Origin of the sequence: Hyphomicrobium sulfonivorans, assembly GCF_013306565.1 — a bacterium.
Lineage (GTDB): Bacteria > Pseudomonadota > Alphaproteobacteria > Rhizobiales > Hyphomicrobiaceae > Hyphomicrobium_A > Hyphomicrobium_A sulfonivorans.
Genome location: NZ_PZPO01000001.1, coordinates 763,813 through 779,998, shown reverse-complemented (window position 1 = coordinate 779,998; position 16,186 = coordinate 763,813). Strand labels below are relative to the sequence as shown.

The following is a 16,186-nucleotide window of genomic DNA, read 5'->3' as shown; positions in this document are numbered from 1 at the left end:
GTTACGCAAGAACTACTACTAATCGTTCGAGCGCCTCGCCGACCGTCGCTGGGTCACGGACAAGAGCCAGTCGCAGATAATCTGCTCCAGGATTGGTTCCGTCACATCCGGCCTGTGCCAGAAAGGCGCCAGGAAGCACCTTGACACCGGCACGTTGCCATAAGGTTACCGTAGCCTCACTTGCACCGCCGAAATTGTTCACATCGAGCCAGAGAAAGAAGCCTCCGGCCGGCCGCTGGTAACCGTAACGGCCCTGCAAAACGCGATCGCAGACATCGTATTTCTGCCGGTATGCAGCGCGGTTTGCTTCCACGTGCACTTCATCCGACCACACGGCGGCGGAGGCATGTTGCGTCGGGCCCGGCATCTGCGGCGCGACCATGTTGCGGATCTCGCCGAACGTGTCGATGAAGCTGGCATCGCCGGCACAGAAGCCGGAGCGCAGGCCGGGCAGGTTCGATCGCTTGGACAGCGAATTGAACACCACGAGATTGCTGAACCGCTCCGGCGTTTGCGCGGCAACTTCAAGCGCGCCGGTGGGCGGAGTGGTGTCGTAGATCTCCGAATAGCATTCGTCGAAGAACAGTATGAAGTCGTAGGCGCGGGCGAGGTCGAGTGCGCGCTTGATGTACTGCGCATTGGCAACGGCGCCTTGTGGATTGGCGGGCGAGCACAAATAGAGCGCAGCAGCGCGTTCGAGCAGGGCTTTATTCTGCGCCAGCGCTTCCAGATCAGGCAGATGGCCGGTGGCGGCGGTGGCGTTGAGATAGACGGGCTCGGCATTCGTTGCCAACGCGCCGCCAACGTATGCGCTGTAATACGGATTGCACATCAGAACGGCGGGTCGCGAGACATTCGCCTTGCGCCCGACTGCGGGTAAAGCCGCTAAAAACAGGCCTTCGCGCGATCCGTTGATGGGCAGGATCTCGCGCTCGGGGTCAGGTGCTGCGTTGGCGCCGAAGCGCTTCGCTGCCCAGTTTGAAATGGCGGTGCGCAGTTCACCCGTGCCGCGGATCGGCGGATAGTTGGCGTAGGCTGTCTGCACCTCCAGAAGTTTTTCAGTGACGAACGGCGGCATCGGCTCGCGCGGTTCGCCAATCGTCAGGTCGATGACGTTCGCATGTCCGGCCGGGGTATCACCGAGCAGCTTGCGCAGTTGCGTGAACGGAGAGAGCACTGCGCCGTTGGCGAGTGCTGCAAGGCCGGATGGCGAAGTGGTCATGGCAATCTACGGTGCGATCTTCGGAATGCGTTGCGGACGCTGAACGGCCTCCCGCCGCCAATAGCGGCGAGACGGGGCAGCGTCTACGGAAGTTTGGCCGTGCGCAAGACATTCCGTCGGCAGCAACCGTCAAACCTGGCTGGCCTTGAGCAGGTTTTCCATAACGGTGGCGTTGCTTCCCAGGCGCAGAGAGCCGGTGCAGCCCGACAACTGCACAGCTACAGCGGTCAAAAGGACGGCAGCGAGAACTCGGTACATACGCATCTCCGAAACACTATTCGGCCGGTCATCGGCGGTGCTCGGAGGGTGAATAATTTTGGTTAAGAAAAGATGGACGGCGTGATTATTACGAAACCAAAATAAGCAGTCGCACACATTGTTCGCATGTGCAGCAATTTGGCGGGGAGCTTGAACGACTTTCGCTATTTCAATGCGCGGCTTGCCGCGCCAGCTGCCAAGGAGTGCTCGGCGACTGAAATCCCCGTCCTGCAAACCCGCACCTATGCTCAGTTGCCTTTTCAGGGAGCATAGTTTTGCCGATTGTCAGTTACGCCCGCGGTATTCTAGCCATCGCCCAGACCGTCCACTGCTGGCTTGCCATCCTCACCGGCCTGGATGAAGCGCGGCGTGTCCGTCTGGCTGGCTATGCCGAAAGGATCGCCACCACATTGGAACGTGCGGGTGAAGCCTTGCGTCGGCTGGAAGCCGATCCGGCCGATCGGTCAGCCCGGGGGCAGGCGGTGCGGGAGCTGGGCCGCATCGCCGGCTATATCGACACCATGGTCGGTGCGCTGGAGCAGCAGCTTGACGGGCGCAAGCTTGCGGGGGTTAAAAGACGGCTTGAGGTGCTTCGGCCTGGCGAGCTGCACAGAAATGTGGTGGCTGGTCGCAAGCCCAAAGACCTCGATCGCCTCGCCTCGGCCGAAGGCTATTTCAGAGCCCTGGCTGACGGCCTCAGAATGTGAAAGGCGCTGAAGAGCGAGCATGGAAAAGTTCACGACGCTCACCGGGGTTGCCGCGCCGCTGCCGCTGCGCAACATCGACACCGACATGATCATCCCGAAGCAGTTCCTGAAGACGATCAAGCGCACCGGGCTTGGCAAAAGCCTGTTCTATGAAATGCGCTACGATCAGGAAGGCAAGGAGATCCCGGATTTCGTGCTCAACCAGCCGGCCTATCGCAAGGCCACCATTCTGGTGACGGGCGAGAACTTCGGCTGCGGCTCCTCACGTGAACACGCGCCGTGGTCGCTGCTGGACTTCGGCATCCGCTGTGTCATCGCCGCCGATTTCGCCGACATCTTCTATAACAACTGTTTCCAGAACGGCATTCTGCCGATCAAGCTGCCGCAGTCTGAAGTCGACAAGCTGATGGACGATGCCAGCCGGGGCGCCAATGCAACGCTGACAGTTGATCTCGAAGCGCAGGAAATTCACGGCCCCGATGGCGGCGTGATCAAGTTTGAAATTGATCCGTTCCGCAAGCACTGTCTGTTGAACGGGCTGGATTCCATCGGTCTGACGCTGCAGAAGAAGTCGGAAATCGAGACGTTCGAGAACACAGTTTCAGCCGCGCGCCCGTGGCTTTGATCGCCTAGTCATCGCACGGACGCCTGAAGGCTGACATCTGATAACGGGGGAACGAATGGCCAAGCCGATCCATATGATGGTGCGCGTGCTGGATGAGGCACGCAGCGTTGATTTCTATCGCAAGGCATTCGGGCTGGAAATTTCCCAGCGGGTCGACTTCCCAGATTTCACGCTTGTTTACATGAAGGGCGAGCAGTCGCCCTTCGAAGTCGAGCTGACAATCAACAAGGGCCGCACCGAACCCTATGCGCTGGGTGACGGCTACGGCCACGTTGCTTTTGTCGTCGATGATCTTAGTGCTGAGCATGCGCGCATGCAGTCCGCCGGACTATCGCCGAAGGACATCAAGACAATGACGCATGAGGGGCAGCCATTCGGTCAGTTCTTCTTCATCGAAGATCCGGACGGCTACAAGATCGAGGTGCTCCAGCGGGGCGGTCGCTTCAGCTGAGCTGAGGCGATGCGCGCTACCCCGCTGAGCGCTTTGAAGATCAATAATCGTAATACGAGCCATATCGGGGCGGATTGCGCAGCGAACGCGGGGTTTTCTGCGGCCACTGTGCACCAAGGTTGCGCATGTAGGATTCCTGACTCGGCTGGCACCAGATGTTGCCGTAGAAGCCGAACGGTCCATTGTAGGGGCGGCAGCTGTCAGCGGTACGATAGGCGCGGCCGTTGCGACCAGCATCCGCCGTTTGAACGCCCATGGCGCACGTCAGTCCCACAGCCAAGGCGCTGGCAATAATTGCACGCATGCTTTTTTCTCCCGCTGCATGATGTTGCGGCGGTTTTTTCCGCCATCCATCAAGGCATAGTACGCATGGTGCGTTGCAATCCCGCTCGCGAGGGAAAGCGGATTTTGCGCAAAATTGTTTTCAAGCTTGATGGGTTGGGAAAGCAAAAATTAGGGTGTTGGCCTGCGGAGGCTTTCAAGCGCGTGCGGCCCGCGCTTCGGCCAACGCGCCGGAAAGAAAATGGCAAAGGTCGCGGCGCTCATCGTCGGTCAGGAAGCGGGCGAACGCGAACTCTTGACCGTGGGAGGCCAGCCGCAGGTCGGTAGTGCCCTGCGGACTTTGGGCTAGCCGGACGCGCACCCAGTAGGGATTGAATTCGCGGCTCTCCTGCTCGCCGGAAGGATAAACCCGGGTGATGGTGAGAAGCTGTCGGTTGAGATCGATGCGCTCATGGAGGTTGGCGGCTCGATAGTTCAGCCGGAAAGCGACATAGACGAGCAGGATGTCGAGCCCGAAAAAGCCAAAAACCGGCCAGGCACCCTTGAGCAGAAATATCACTCCGGTAACAAGGCTCACGCCGCCTAGGGCGATCATCAGGTTGCGAAAGCCCTTGAGGCTCAACGACCTGTGCGGATACAGCACGAGTTGCACTGCAGCCGGATCGGTGGGCTGCTGTCCGCCATTAGGTTGTGCAGTTCCCTGGTGAGGAACGTTGTTTGGCTCGTGATCGTGGCCCATGTTGCAAGCCTTGCGTGGGGAACCGTTTATGAAGAGCGTCAATCGGGCTGACCGTCAAGCCAGCGCGGCCAATCCTAAAACAGCGATTAAACCGGATACGGCTGCAGCTACAGGACGGGGCAAGCGGCATCGGCCGGCTGATGACAAGCCTGCGTCGGCAGCAAAAGCGGATGTGGTTGCGACAAAGAAGAAGCCATCAGGGCCGGCGAAGACGCGGTCGCCTGGCCGACCGCGCAGCCGAGGCCGCACCCGATTGAGCCCTGAGGCCATCGAAGAAATGTTTCACCTGCTGGAGCAGGATAATCCGGAGCCGAAAGGCGAGCTGGAATACGTCAATCCGTTCACGCTGCTGGTCGCCGTTGTACTGTCGGCGCAGGCCACCGACGCAGGAGTGAACAAGGCAACGCGGGCCCTGTTCAAGATCGCTGATACACCTGAGAAGATGGTGCGGCTGAACGAAGAAGGCATCCGCGAATACATCAAGACCATCGGGCTCTATCGCACCAAGGCGCGCAATGTGCTGGAGCTGTCGCGTCAACTTATTGCTAACCATGGCAGCGAGGTGCCGCGGGCGCGCGAAGCACTGGAGGCCCTTCCGGGTGTTGGTCGCAAGACCGCGAACGTTGTTCTCAATATTGCCTTCGGTGAACCGACGATGGCGGTCGACACGCACGTGTTCAGGATTGCCAACCGGACGGGCCTTTCCAGTGGGCGTAATCCGCTTGAGGTTGAAGAGGATCTCTTGCGCGTCATCCCGCAGCGATATGCTCTTCACGCACATCACTGGTTGATCCTGCTGGGACGTTATGTCTGTAAGGCGCGTAAGCCTGAATGCCCCCGTTGTGTCGTTCGAGAAATATGTCTTTTCGAGCCGAAAACGATGTAGGCGGATTGGGTAAGTCGGGCGATACAAAATGTGATTGCGACAAAGGTTGTAGGACTCGGCGGGAATTAATCATTGACATGATGTGACAGGCAAAAAACCGCTGATTATCGGGGTCTAGCGGTGCCCGGCCGTTCAGAATGGTTACCGCAATAAGGCCGATTTTCGCGAAACGCCCCCTATCTGCTTAAGGCAACGCACACGGATGGATGCGTATCGTCCGCGGAATGGGCCACATACCGTTGCTATGCAACGCGGTAGTGTTGTGGAGGGGCATTCGCTTCAATGGGTAACACACCCGCATTCAGACAACCTGACGCCGAGCCGTCAGCAGCCTCTACTTCTGATTGGGAGACGACAGCTCTCCTCATGGAGCAGAAGCGTTCGCTTGAGCAGATAAATAGCTGGTTCGAAGTGGCGCTGAACAACATGGTTCGCGGCCTCTCGATGTTTGACGCAAACCAGAGACTGGTTGTCAGCAACAAGAGCTATCGTGAGATTTACTCGCTGCCGCAGGAGCTGACGCAACCTGGAACGCACCTGGGTGACATCGTGCGTTATCACGTGCGCTCTGAGACCGGTCGCGAAAATTTTAACGAAACGGCAAGCTTCTCGCGCTGGCTGGCGCAGCATATGGAAATGATCGCCGAGGGCCGTTCGTTCACGAAAGTGCAGCAGCTCCGCAATGGGCGCACGCTTCTGGTCACCTATCAGCCGTTGGCTGAAGGCGGGTGGGTCGACATCCAGGAAGACATCACCGAGAAGCGCCGCACTGAAGAACGGATTGAATGGCTGGCGCATCACGATGCGCTGACCGGTGTTGCCAATCGATTCCATTTTCGTCAGACGTTCGAAGCGGCGTTGGCTGATCTGGGTGGCGATGAGAACTTGGCGCTGCACTGGCTCGATCTGGATGAATTCAAGGAAGTCAACGATACGCATGGGCACCCGATAGGCGATGCCCTGCTGAAGGCGGTTGCGCAGCGTTTGCGGGCAAGCATCCGCAAGAGTGATTTTCTGGCCCGCCTGGGTGGCGACGAGTTTGCGATCATTCAGCGTGGCGACGTAAACTGCGATCAATGCGAGCGGCTGGCAGAGCGCATTCTCACCGCGATTAATCGGCCGTTCAGCATTCTGGGACATGCGATCAGCGTCAGCGCAAGCATCGGCATTGTGCGCGCCCCAGCACACGGCAATTCGCCGGATGAATTGCTGAAGAATGCAGATGTCGCGCTGTATAATGTGAAGTCGGCGGGCCGTTGTGGCTACGAGCTCTATCAACGCGGTTGCGGACGTCACATTGAAGCGCAGCGTCGGCTTGAGGTCGATATTCAGGGTGCGCTGGATAACAAGCAGTTCGAGCTGCATTATCAGCCGATTCTGAATCTCAAATCCAACAGCGTTACCGGCTGCGAAGCACTGCTGCGTTGGCAGCATCCAGATGACGGGCTGGTAACGGCGGGCACGTTCATGCCGCTTGCCGAAAAAACCGGTGCCATCGTTGATATCGGCAAATGGGTTCTGCAGCAGGCTTGTCGCGATGCGATGCGCTGGTCGGATGACCTGTCCGTTACCGTCAACGTGTCGATGCTGGAATTTGATAGCGGCACACTGACGTCGACGGTTCAGCAGGCCCTTGCCAGTTCGGGATTGGCGGCCGAGCGTCTGGAGCTTGAAGTTGGGGAAACGCTGCTTGCTCGTGACAAGGGCAATCTGCGTGCAACGCTGGCTGAGTTGAAGCAGCTCGGCGTGACGATTGCACTCGACAGTTTCGGCAAGGACGCGGGAGCGCTTACGGCGCTGCGTGCTTTCCCCTTTAACAAGGTCAAGATCGATGGCGATCTCGTGCGCGACGCGGCGTTGAACCGGGATAACGTTGCCATCATCCGTGCGGTGGCCATGTTGGCGGAAACGCTGGGCATGGGTGCAGTAGCCAAGGGCGTCGAGACGCTTGATGAACTCGATGCGGTGACGCGCGCCGGTTGCGGCAAAGCGCAAGGCTATTTTATCGGTCGTCCCGTTCCGATCGAACAGCTCGATGCCATGCTTTCGGAATGCACGCTGCGCCGTCCCTGCGCAGCGTAAGGCGCAGGCGGGCGTCGGTCACGCTACGGCTGTGACCAGTGCCACCGCTTTATTATTCAAAGCCGCATCGGAATGCCGGCATCGGCCATGTAGCGCTTGGCTTCGCCAATCGTGTAAGTGCCAAAGTGGAATATCGAAGCTGCAAGCACCGCGCTTGCATGGCCTTCGGTGATGCCGGCAACGAGATGATCCAGCGTACCTACGCCGCCCGACGCGATCACCGGAATTGAAACCGCGTCGGCGACTGTACGCGTCAGCTCAAGGTCGAAGCCGGACTTGGTGCCGTCGCGATCCATCGATGTCAGCAGGATTTCACCCGCGCCCAGCTCGGTTACGCGCTTGGCAAAATCCACCGCATCGATACCGGTTGAAGAACGCCCGCCGTGCGTGAAAATCTCCCATCGGGGCGGCTCGCCCTGGGCGGACACGCGCTTGGCGTCGATGGCGACGACGATGCATTGAGCGCCGAACTTCTCCGACGCATCCCGCACGAACAGCGGATTTTTCACTGCGGCGGAGTTGATCGAAACCTTGTCGGCGCCGGCATTCAGCAAACGGCTGATGTCGTCGACGGTGCGCACGCCACCGCCAACCGTCAGCGGCATGAAGCAGCGCTTCGCGGTCTGCTCGACAACATGAAATATGTTGTCGCGGCCTTCGTGCGTAGCGGTGATGTCGAGAAAGCAGAGCTCATCGGCGCCGGCGGCATCATAGGCCGCTGCGGCTTCAACCGGATCGCCCGCATCGATCAGGTCGACGAAGTTGACGCCCTTGACGACGCGGCCATCCTTCACGTCAAGGCAGGGGATGATGCGGTTTTTCAGCATGGGCGTTCGCCTTCTTTCTTGCGTCGAGCGGCTTGCCGTTAGGCGCGGTCAGATTGCGCGTTGGGCAAGCAGCGTCAGCGCTTCCTGCGGGTCGATGCGGCCATCATAAAGCGCACGGCCGCTGATCGCGCCTTCAAGCATCGCATATTCGGGCTGCAGCAACGCTTTCACGTCGTCGATCGAGGCAAGGCCACCGGAGGCGATAACCGGGATCGACGTTGCGCGCGCGAGCGCTGCGGTAGCTTCCAGGTTCAGCCCCTTCAGAATGCCGTCGCGTTCGATGTCGGTGTAGATGATTGCCGAGACGCCAGCGTCTTCGAAGCGCTTGGCCAGTTCCTCGGCGGTCAACTCGGACGTTTCGGCCCAGCCTTCAACCGCTACCTTGCCGCCCTTGGCGTCGATACCAACGGCAATGCGTCCGGGAAACTCGACGCACGCGCGACGTACCAGCTCAGGATCGCGCACAGCGATGGTGCCGAGGATCACTCGGTCGATGCCGCTGTCGATCCATTCCTCGATGGTCTGCATGTCGCGAATGCCGCCGCCGAGCTGGGCGGGAATGGTGATAGCGCCGAGAATTGCGTCCACGGCATCGCGGTTGACTGGCTTGCCCGCGAATGCGCCATTGAGATCCACGATGTGCAGGTATTCAAAGCCCTGGTCCTGGAACGTGCGCGCCTGCGCGGCCGGGTCGTCATTGAAGACGGTGGCTTCATCCATTTCGCCGAGCTTCAGGCGCACGCATTTGCCGTCTTTGAGGTCAATGGCAGGAAAGAGGATCACGGGCTTCTCTCGCGATTGTGCGATGCGAACGGCGGCGGCCATTGAAACCGGCCATCAGATCGCTGTTATTATTGGCGATAGAGATTTTGCCGGCCAATAAGTCAAGGCCGCACGTTCGTGATTAATGCGTAGAGTTCAAAAGCCGATGGCCATCGCATTTTTAGACAGTGCCCCGCATGCCATTGCGCGCCGTCCACTCACCGAGGCGGACGCGGTCGATATTTGGATTGCGCGCTGGCTGCGTATCCGCCGCAAGGATCTTCTCGACCGTTACGGGTGCGATCCACGCCGGCTTTATGAAATCTGGCAGGAAGAACGCTTCGCCGGTGCGCGCTCAAAGGCGCTTGAGGTGTTCGCGCAGCGCTATCCGAGCCTCATCGACCGCATTGATTTTGGTCCGCATCAGCGCTTCGAACGCGCGCCGCATCCCGACCAGCTCGCATTGTTTGAGTAGTTTCAAGCACGTATGCGAACGGGAGAACATGCAGAACAACATGAGAACAAATGCTGGACAACGGCACAGTTTCATGTGATGTTCTCACTACGTTCGCAGCAACACAGTGCATCGAGTATCCGGGACAAGTTTCGCGTTTCCCTCGTCCGAAACATCAATCCGCGAGACCCGCCATGCGCACCCTCATCATTTCCTACGACCTGGCTCAACCGCAGCGTAACAAGCACATCCTGGCCCAGCAGATCATGTCCATCGGCCGTTCATGGGCCCGCCCGCTGGAGCAGACCTGGTATGTGCGCACCGACGCGGCCGCCGACGAGGTGGAGGAATTGCTCCGGGTTGTTCTGGAGTCGGATGATGGTCTGCTGGTGCAGGCGACACGCGATGAAGCGGTGATGACCAACACGGCGCTGCGCTGGTTCCGTCAGCGGCAGCCGGAAATCGGTGCAGGCCCCAATGGCGGCGGCAACAACAACGTCATCGCTTTTCCTGCTCCGCAGCCGGTTTCCGACGATCAGGAAGAGCTGCCGTTCGATCTGGCGGAAGCCTGCTGATCGCCTTCGATCGTCGATTTTGGTTTTGTGAAGTGCGTGGCTGTTGTCGGTCGAAATTTGAGATCGATGCAGCGTGATGATCGGGCCGCAAGGTCATGATTGCTTCGGGCTATCCGTCCGAGGCGTGAATTATCGGTCTTGTTAAACGCGTCAGCTGCCCACTGGCGCGATGAAGATCTGGCCCGAAATTTCTGCGTTCTGCGTTCTGGAGTTCTTCGTCCCCCCGCTCTCTCAGCCCCTCCGGTAATGCGTGACGCGCCGGGGTCCGATCGTAAGGTCGGGCCCCGTTTTTGCGCGGATCGCGTGTGTATGAGCTTTATATTCGCGCAGAATCGCGGCACGTATCACAGCAGACGAAGGGAGAAGTCGGATTCGGGCCCGGCTTCTCCCTGCCCGCAATGAATGAGACATCGCGGGATGCCGCTCGTCAGAGCGTTTGCGATGAATCATCTCAACGCGCAGGCAGGTCAAGATGTCTCCCATAGGCACAGATGAAGTTTTGTGGACGGTGAGACATGGTCACGAGAAAACTGCACTACGAAGATGCAATTGAGATTTGGATCCGTCGTTGGCTTGGCGAGGAGCGACACTCGATTATTCGGGCGTTCGACCAGAATCCGATAAGAGTTTACGAGATTTGGGAGCAGAAAGAGTTTCGTGGAAGTCGTGAGGACGCAGAGAATACTTTCAGGACAAGGTATCCTGGTTTAGCTAGCGGCGTCGATTTCGCGCCGCACACTCGGCGGCGCAGACTTATTTCGCGAAACGTTGAGAAGCGATCAGATAACGGGCAAGGCGATTTTTTTAGGGCTTCCAGTTGAGGAAGTTTGCGATCAGCTTCAGGCCCAGCGTCTGGCTCTTTTCCGGATGGAACTGTGTTCCGGCGATGTTGCCGTCAGCGATCATGGCTGTCAGCGGTCCGCCGTATTCCGTTTCGGCAACGACCACATCGCGCCGCTCCGGCACGAAGTGATAGGAATGCACGAAGTAGGCGTGCAGTCCGTCAGAGCCGGTTGCAATGTCCTGCAGCAGCGCATGCGGGCGCGCGACGTTCAGCGTGTTCCAGCCCATGTGCGGAATTTTCAACGCTGGATCGGACGGCGCAATCGGGCGTACCTCGCCAGCTATCCAGTCGAGACCGTCGGTAACAGCAAACTCCAGTCCACGGCTGGCCAGCAGTTGCATGCCGACACAGATGCCGAGAAACGGCCGTCCCTTGCTGCGCACGGTATCGTCGATGGTTTCGATCATGCCCGGCACGGCTTCCAGCCCGGCCTTGCAGTCGGCGAATGCGCCGACGCCCGGCAGCACGATACGATCGGCGGCGGCGACGACAACGGGATCGTTGGTGACGATGATCTGGGACGCTGTGCCGCTGTCGTTGGCGGCGCGCTCAAACGCCTTGGCGGCGGAGTGCAGATTGCCTGAGCCGTAATCGATGATCGCGACGCGCTGCATATTCGCTCAAGTTCCTTGAAGTGCGCGGCATCCACGCGTGAAGAAGTTCTGTGCCCGCGTTATGGCCTGATGGGTCCAGCTTGGCACTGAATATCCCGCGGCGGATGTACGATCGGCGCCCCCGTCACCCCCCGCATCGCCCCATGTCCCCTCATTGGATGTAAGTGTGGCGGGCCGCTGCGAAGGCATTTCCAGCGCGTCAGAGTTGCTCGCACCGCTGGCAGCAGAAGATGAATAGCCGGTGCCGTTGCCGCCGCCGCTGGATGATGGCTCGTTGCGTACGGTGGGGGCAGGAATGGTGGTGTAGGTGGGCAACCACATTTCGAAGAAGCGGCGCTCGCAGTCCTCGCGGTTGCGGCCGTCAACGCTACCGACAAAGCGCCAGCCACGGCGTTCAAGCGATGCGGCATGCAGCAAGCCAGCTTCAAATCCAAACAGGATCTGAATGGCCAGCAGCACTGCGTTGCCGATTATGGCGTGTCCAATCGCTGTGAAGAACCATGCGACGATGCCGACGAGGCCCATGTAGATGCCGAACTCGATCCACATGCGTTTCACCAGTAGCCAAACCGGAGGAAGCGCTGCCGCATAGGGTGCGAAGCCGTCGCGGATGAATGCGAGGCGTTCGGCGCTCTCCATGCGGTCGGCGGGAGCATTCGGCGGTTCAAGCACGGCATAGGTGGCCATGGGGTCCTCGTGGACGTTGTGTCCGTGGCAGAGCGCCAAGTTATGTGCGTGCCCGGCGGCTAGAGTGCTTCCGCCAAGGCGCGAGCAAAAACAAACAGCTTCCGCGATTTAACGAAACGCTGAAAGGCTCTAGCCCGCAAGCATTCCCTTGGTGGAGGGCACGCGGCCTTCCTGTCGCGGGTCCATCTCAGCGGCCTTGCGCAGTGCGCGGGCGAGGCCCTTGTAGCAGGTCTCGGCGATGTGATGGTTGTTGACGCCATAGAGATTGGCGACGTGCAGCGTAATGCCAGCGTTCTGCGCGAAGGCCTGGAACCATTCGCGGAACAGCTCGGTGTCCATCTCGCCGATCTTGGGCTGCGTGAAATCCACCTGCCACACCAGAAACGGCCGGCCGGAAATATCGACAGCGACGCGCGTCAGCGTCTCGTCCATCGGCAGATGCACGTCGGCGTATCGGGTGATGCCCTTCTTGTCGCCCAGGGCCTTGGCGAATGCCTGACCGAGCGCAATGCCCACGTCTTCAGTCGTGTGGTGGAAGTCGATGTGCAGGTCGCCCTTGGCGCGCACGGTAATGTCCATCATTGAATGGCGGCCAAGCTGATCCAACATGTGGTCCAGAAAGCCGATGCCGGTTTCAATGTCCGTCGCGCCGGTGCCGTCGAGATCGACCGTCACGGTGATCTCGGTTTCCTTGGTGCTACGGGAAATAGTCGCCTGACGCTTCAATTTAGGCCTCTCAAGGCTAGCTTGCCTCACCGGAACCGAGCGTTTATCAGCTTGGACCGATCCATTCTAGGGCCGTGCAGCAACGCGCACCGTCCCGCAAATTCGAGTGCCACCCCATGATGACTTCCGGCCCAACGGGCGATGCTTCCGGTTCCTGGCACGCCACCACCATACTCACCATTCGTAAAAATGGTCGTGTCGTTATCGCTGGCGATGGTCAGGTCAGCCTTGGCCCGACGATTATCAAGGGTAACGCCCGCAAGGTGCGCGTTCTTGGCAAGGGCGGGGTGATCGGCGGCTTTGCCGGGGCTACGGCCGACGCCTTCACGCTGTTTGAGCGCCTTGAGGGCAAGCTGGAGCAGTATCCGGGCCAGTTGACCCGGGCGTGCGTCGAGTTGGCCAAGGATTGGCGGACGGACCGGTTTTTGCGCCGGCTGGAAGCGATGATGCTGGTGGCGGATGCTGAGACAACTCTGGTGCTGACGGGTACCGGTGACGTGCTGGAGCCGGAGCGGCAGGTGATGGGCATCGGCTCGGGCGGCAATTATGCGCTCGCGGCGGCTCGCGCACTGCTGGATCAGCCGCTTGAGGCCGAAGAGATCGCCCGCAAGGCGATGGCCATTGCGGCTGAAATCTGCGTTTACACCAACGACAATCTGGTTCTCGAAAGCCTGCCCTCCACGCGCCCGGAATAGCTCCCTCTTACGTTCAAGGCGCCGTCTTCCCGCCCTCGCGGCGCCGCTGTTGCCCGGCATCGTCCTGAAGCCAGCGGCTTGGGGTCATCCATCGCCTCACACACGCTGGCGCCGATTTCATTCTTTAAAACAGAGAATTAACGTGTCGATGATTCAGGACGATCATTTGGATGCGGCGATCGCGCAGGGCATCATTTCGCCCGCCCAGGCGGCGCAGTTACGGGCGCTGGCCGCATCTCCGGCGGCTGCGATGCAACTGGCACACGAACTGCGTGACACCCCCGATCCCGACGACGAGCGCTTCCGGCTGATCGGCGGATTCAACGATGTGTTCGTCACCATCGGTATTGTGCTGCTGGTGTCGGCATTGTTCGGCCTTACGGGTTCGATTGGCTTTGCCATCGGCTTCATTTTCGTCGCGCTGGCTTCGGCGTGGGTGCTGTCGGAAATTTTTATCTCACGTCTGCGGCTGGCGCTGCCGGCCATCGCGCTTGCCGTCATGTTCGCGCTGTCGGGCGCTCTGGCTGTGCGCGCGCTGGTGGCGATGGCGTTTCTTGTCACCGAGAGCGATACCGGGACGGCGGGTTGGGCAATTTTCAGCGTAGGCTTGGCGATTGCAGCTGCGCTGCACCGCTGGCGCTTCAAAGTGCCGATCGACACGGCGCTGATTGCGGCGGGATTGATCGGCGCCATCACCGGCTCCATCAGCGCTCTGGCCCCTGAGCAGTGGAAGACTTGGGGCCCGATCGTATTCGCAGCCTGCGGGCTTGCAGTGTTCGCATTCGCGGTGCGGATTGATGCCACCGATCCGGAGCGAACCACGCGCCGATCAGACGTTGCGTTCTGGCTGCATATGCTGGCGGCGCCGATGATCGTCTACGCGGCGAGTTCGGTTTTCGTTGACCCGGAGGCGGGGTTTGGTGCCGGCGGCGCTGTCGGTGTATTGGCGCTGTTTGCAGTGTTCGGCCTCGTCGCGCTCGTTATTGACCGCCGGGCGCTGCTGGTGTCGGCGCTCTCCTATGCGGGGCTGGCAATCGGCTATCTGCTGAAGGAGAGCGTGGCCAAGGATATGTCAGTATCGCTGACCCTGCTTGGGCTGGCGGTTCTGGTGCTGACCCTTTCGGCGCGCTGGCGCAGTCTCCGGCGGGCGGTGTTGGACAACCTGCCGCTCGACGGTATCAGGAAATATGTACCGCCCGCTTCCTAATCCCCCATGCAGGCGCCACATACCGTTCAGCGCTGGTGCACGACACTCCTTCAGGACAGACCATGACCAACTTCTCGCCCCGTGAAATCGTCTCCGAGCTGGACCGCTATATCGTCGGTCAGGGGGAAGCCAAGCGCGCCGTTGCGATTGCGCTGCGCAACCGCTGGCGACGGCAGCAGCTCACGGGCGACCTGAAGGAAGAGGTGCTGCCCAAGAACATCCTGATGATCGGCCCGACGGGCGTCGGCAAGACGGAAATCTCACGCCGGCTTGCGAAGCTGGCGGGCGCGCCGTTCATCAAGATCGAGGCGACGAAGTTCACCGAGGTTGGCTATGTCGGCCGCGATGTCGACAGCATCATCCGCGATCTGGTGGAAGTGGCCATCGGGCTGGTGAAGGAAACCCGACGCAAGGATGTGCGCGCGAAGGCGGAGAAGAACGCGGAGGAACGCGTGATCGATGCGCTGGTTGGCCCGACCGCTTCCCCTGCAACGCGCGATAGCTTCCGCAAGAAGCTGCGGGCGGGCGAGCTGAACGACAAGGAAATCGAAATACAGGTGGCCGATTCGCCAGCGGGTGGTTTGCCGATGTTTGATATTCCCGGCGTGCCGGGTGCATCCATGGGTGCGGTCAATATCGGCGAGATGCTGGGCAAGGCCTTCGGTCAACGCACCAAGCCGCGCCGCGTTCTGGTGTCTGACAGCTACGATGTGCTGATCGCGGAGGAGAGCGAGAAGCTCATCGATGGCGAGCAGATCACATCGGAAGCGATCAGTGCAGTTGAGAACAACGGCATCGTGTTTCTGGACGAGATCGACAAGATCTGTTCGCGCTCCGACGCGGGGCGTGTTGGCGGCGATGTTTCGCGCGAGGGTGTGCAGCGCGATTTGCTGCCGCTGATCGAAGGCACAACGGTGGCGACGAAATATGGCCCGGTGAAAACCGACCACGTGCTGTTCATCGCTTCGGGAGCGTTCCATGTCGCCAAGCCGTCCGATCTGCTGCCGGAGCTGCAGGGCCGCTTGCCGATCCGCGTTGAGCTGAAGGCGCTGACGCGTGAAGACTTCCGCCGCATCCTGACGGAGCCGCAGGCTTCGCTCATCAAGCAGTATGTGGCGCTGATGGCGACGGAAGATCTGACCATCAGCTTCGATCCTTCCGCCATCGACGCTATTGCCGATGTGGCGGTGCAGGTGAATTCGACGGTTGAGAATATCGGTGCGCGCCGCCTGCAAACGGTGATGGAGCGGGTGCTGGATGAAATATCGTTCGACGCGTCTGATCGCGGCGGGCAGGAGATCGTCATCGACGCGAATTACGTGACGACGCGCATCGGCGATCTGGCGGCCAATACCGATCTTTCGAAGTTCATTCTGTAAGGTGCGCGCTCGGCGGCCGGCTCCCCGACGGGACAGACATACGTCCTCCCGGCGCAGGCCGGGATCTACGCAATTCTCCGCCATAGCGCCGACCGGAAGTAACGTCTAGAGACAGACCGCGAGCAACGTTTCATCCGGCTCGACTTCTGAAGCTGGCGTGGATC

General features: G+C 60.0%; 19 protein-coding genes. 10 read left to right on the top strand and 9 right to left on the bottom strand.

Translation table 11 applies throughout. The annotated features are described in order from the left end of the window. Nucleotide 1 precedes the first annotated feature (1 nt). Nucleotides 2-1,222 (bottom strand): aminotransferase class I/II-fold pyridoxal phosphate-dependent enzyme, encoded by a 1,221-nt coding sequence (locus C6Y62_RS03625; protein ID WP_173952802.1) that lies wholly within the window; start codon nucleotides 1,220-1,222, stop codon nucleotides 2-4. A 129-nt stretch (nucleotides 1,223-1,351) separates the two neighbouring features. After that, entirely contained in the window at nucleotides 1,352-1,714 is a 363-nt protein-coding gene (locus tag C6Y62_RS03620; RefSeq protein ID WP_173952801.1) for a hypothetical protein, read from the bottom strand. Between the two features lie 41 nt (nucleotides 1,715-1,755). Between C6Y62_RS03620 and C6Y62_RS03615 the strand changes: the two genes are divergently transcribed. From C6Y62_RS03615 to C6Y62_RS03605, 3 genes are read left to right on the top strand one after another with little or no spacing between them, the layout of a single operon-like run. Further along, entirely contained in the window at nucleotides 1,756-2,187 is a 432-nt protein-coding gene (locus C6Y62_RS03615; RefSeq protein WP_173952800.1) for a hypothetical protein, read from the top strand. Nucleotides 2,188-2,206: 19 nt separating this feature from the next. Then, on the top strand, nucleotides 2,207-2,812 hold the full coding sequence (gene leuD, locus C6Y62_RS03610; protein ID WP_068462891.1) for a 3-isopropylmalate dehydratase small subunit: 606 nt from the start codon (nucleotides 2,207-2,209) through the stop codon (nucleotides 2,810-2,812). 55 nt (nucleotides 2,813-2,867) lie between these two features. Beyond that, on the top strand, nucleotides 2,868-3,263 hold the full coding sequence (locus C6Y62_RS03605) for a VOC family protein (protein WP_173952799.1): 396 nt from the start codon (nucleotides 2,868-2,870) through the stop codon (nucleotides 3,261-3,263). Nucleotides 3,264-3,303: 40 nt separating this feature from the next. Here C6Y62_RS03605 and C6Y62_RS03600 read toward each other — a convergent pair whose 3' ends face one another. Beyond that, the gene (locus tag C6Y62_RS03600; protein ID WP_173952798.1) at nucleotides 3,304-3,567 is read right to left on the bottom strand and encodes a hypothetical protein; all 264 of its coding nucleotides are present in this window, start codon (nucleotides 3,565-3,567) and stop codon (nucleotides 3,304-3,306) included. Nucleotides 3,568-3,741: 174 nt separating this feature from the next. Next, nucleotides 3,742-4,284: a DUF2244 domain-containing protein gene (locus C6Y62_RS03595; RefSeq protein ID WP_083509740.1), complete on the bottom strand. Its 543-nt coding sequence runs from the start codon at nucleotides 4,282-4,284 to the stop codon at nucleotides 3,742-3,744. On the opposite strand from C6Y62_RS03595, the gene nth reads away from it, so the two are divergent. Both nth and C6Y62_RS03585 read left to right on the top strand, forming a co-directional pair. Next, entirely contained in the window at nucleotides 4,283-5,170 is an 888-nt protein-coding gene (gene nth, locus C6Y62_RS03590; RefSeq protein ID WP_246274265.1) for an endonuclease III, read from the top strand. The genes C6Y62_RS03595 and nth overlap by 2 nt on opposite strands. 282 nt (nucleotides 5,171-5,452) lie before the next feature. Continuing rightward, nucleotides 5,453-7,252 (top strand): EAL domain-containing protein, encoded by a 1,800-nt coding sequence (locus C6Y62_RS03585; protein ID WP_173952797.1) that lies wholly within the window; start codon nucleotides 5,453-5,455, stop codon nucleotides 7,250-7,252. A 56-nt stretch (nucleotides 7,253-7,308) separates the two neighbouring features. Here C6Y62_RS03585 and hisF read toward each other — a convergent pair whose 3' ends face one another. Further along, complete coding sequence (gene hisF, locus C6Y62_RS03580; protein WP_068462882.1) at nucleotides 7,309-8,079, bottom strand: imidazole glycerol phosphate synthase subunit HisF; 771 nt, start codon at nucleotides 8,077-8,079, stop codon at nucleotides 7,309-7,311. 48 nt (nucleotides 8,080-8,127) lie between these two features. Beyond that, nucleotides 8,128-8,862: a 1-(5-phosphoribosyl)-5-[(5-phosphoribosylamino)methylideneamino]imidazole-4-carboxamide isomerase gene (hisA, locus tag C6Y62_RS03575; RefSeq protein WP_173952796.1), complete on the bottom strand. Its 735-nt coding sequence runs from the start codon at nucleotides 8,860-8,862 to the stop codon at nucleotides 8,128-8,130. Between the two features lie 145 nt (nucleotides 8,863-9,007). Between hisA and C6Y62_RS03570 the strand changes: the two genes are divergently transcribed. Together C6Y62_RS03570 and C6Y62_RS03565 are read left to right on the top strand one after the other, a co-directional pair. Next, nucleotides 9,008-9,316 (top strand): hypothetical protein, encoded by a 309-nt coding sequence (locus C6Y62_RS03570; protein ID WP_068462880.1) that lies wholly within the window; start codon nucleotides 9,008-9,010, stop codon nucleotides 9,314-9,316. Between the two features lie 173 nt (nucleotides 9,317-9,489). Further along, a complete protein-coding gene (locus C6Y62_RS03565) occupies nucleotides 9,490-9,870 on the top strand; it encodes a hypothetical protein (RefSeq protein ID WP_068462877.1) in 381 nt (126 codons plus the stop codon). 804 nt (nucleotides 9,871-10,674) lie between these two features. On the opposite strand, the gene hisH is transcribed toward C6Y62_RS03565, so the two are convergent. From hisH to hisB, 3 genes are all read right to left on the bottom strand, one after another. Further along, nucleotides 10,675-11,328: an imidazole glycerol phosphate synthase subunit HisH gene (gene hisH, locus C6Y62_RS03560; RefSeq protein ID WP_173952795.1), complete on the bottom strand. Its 654-nt coding sequence runs from the start codon at nucleotides 11,326-11,328 to the stop codon at nucleotides 10,675-10,677. A 6-nt stretch (nucleotides 11,329-11,334) separates the two neighbouring features. Beyond that, nucleotides 11,335-12,015 carry a DUF2628 domain-containing protein gene (locus C6Y62_RS03555; protein WP_173952794.1) on the bottom strand — a complete coding sequence of 227 codons (681 nt, stop codon included), beginning with the start codon at nucleotides 12,013-12,015 and terminating at the stop codon, nucleotides 11,335-11,337. A gap of 129 nt (nucleotides 12,016-12,144) precedes the next feature. After that, nucleotides 12,145-12,741 carry an imidazoleglycerol-phosphate dehydratase HisB gene (gene hisB, locus C6Y62_RS03550; RefSeq protein WP_173952793.1) on the bottom strand — a complete coding sequence of 199 codons (597 nt, stop codon included), beginning with the start codon at nucleotides 12,739-12,741 and terminating at the stop codon, nucleotides 12,145-12,147. Nucleotides 12,742-12,860: 119 nt separating this feature from the next. Here hisB and hslV point away from each other — a divergent pair, with 119 nt between their 5' ends. From hslV to hslU, 3 genes are all read left to right on the top strand, one after another. Beyond that, nucleotides 12,861-13,436: an ATP-dependent protease subunit HslV gene (gene hslV / locus C6Y62_RS03545; protein WP_173953070.1), complete on the top strand. Its 576-nt coding sequence runs from the start codon at nucleotides 12,861-12,863 to the stop codon at nucleotides 13,434-13,436. A gap of 142 nt (nucleotides 13,437-13,578) precedes the next feature. Continuing rightward, nucleotides 13,579-14,643 (top strand): hypothetical protein, encoded by a 1,065-nt coding sequence (locus C6Y62_RS03540; protein ID WP_173952792.1) that lies wholly within the window; start codon nucleotides 13,579-13,581, stop codon nucleotides 14,641-14,643. A 62-nt stretch (nucleotides 14,644-14,705) separates the two neighbouring features. Then, complete coding sequence (gene hslU, locus C6Y62_RS03535) at nucleotides 14,706-16,022, top strand: ATP-dependent protease ATPase subunit HslU (RefSeq protein WP_068462867.1); 1,317 nt, start codon at nucleotides 14,706-14,708, stop codon at nucleotides 16,020-16,022. Nucleotides 16,023-16,186 lie beyond the last annotated feature (164 nt).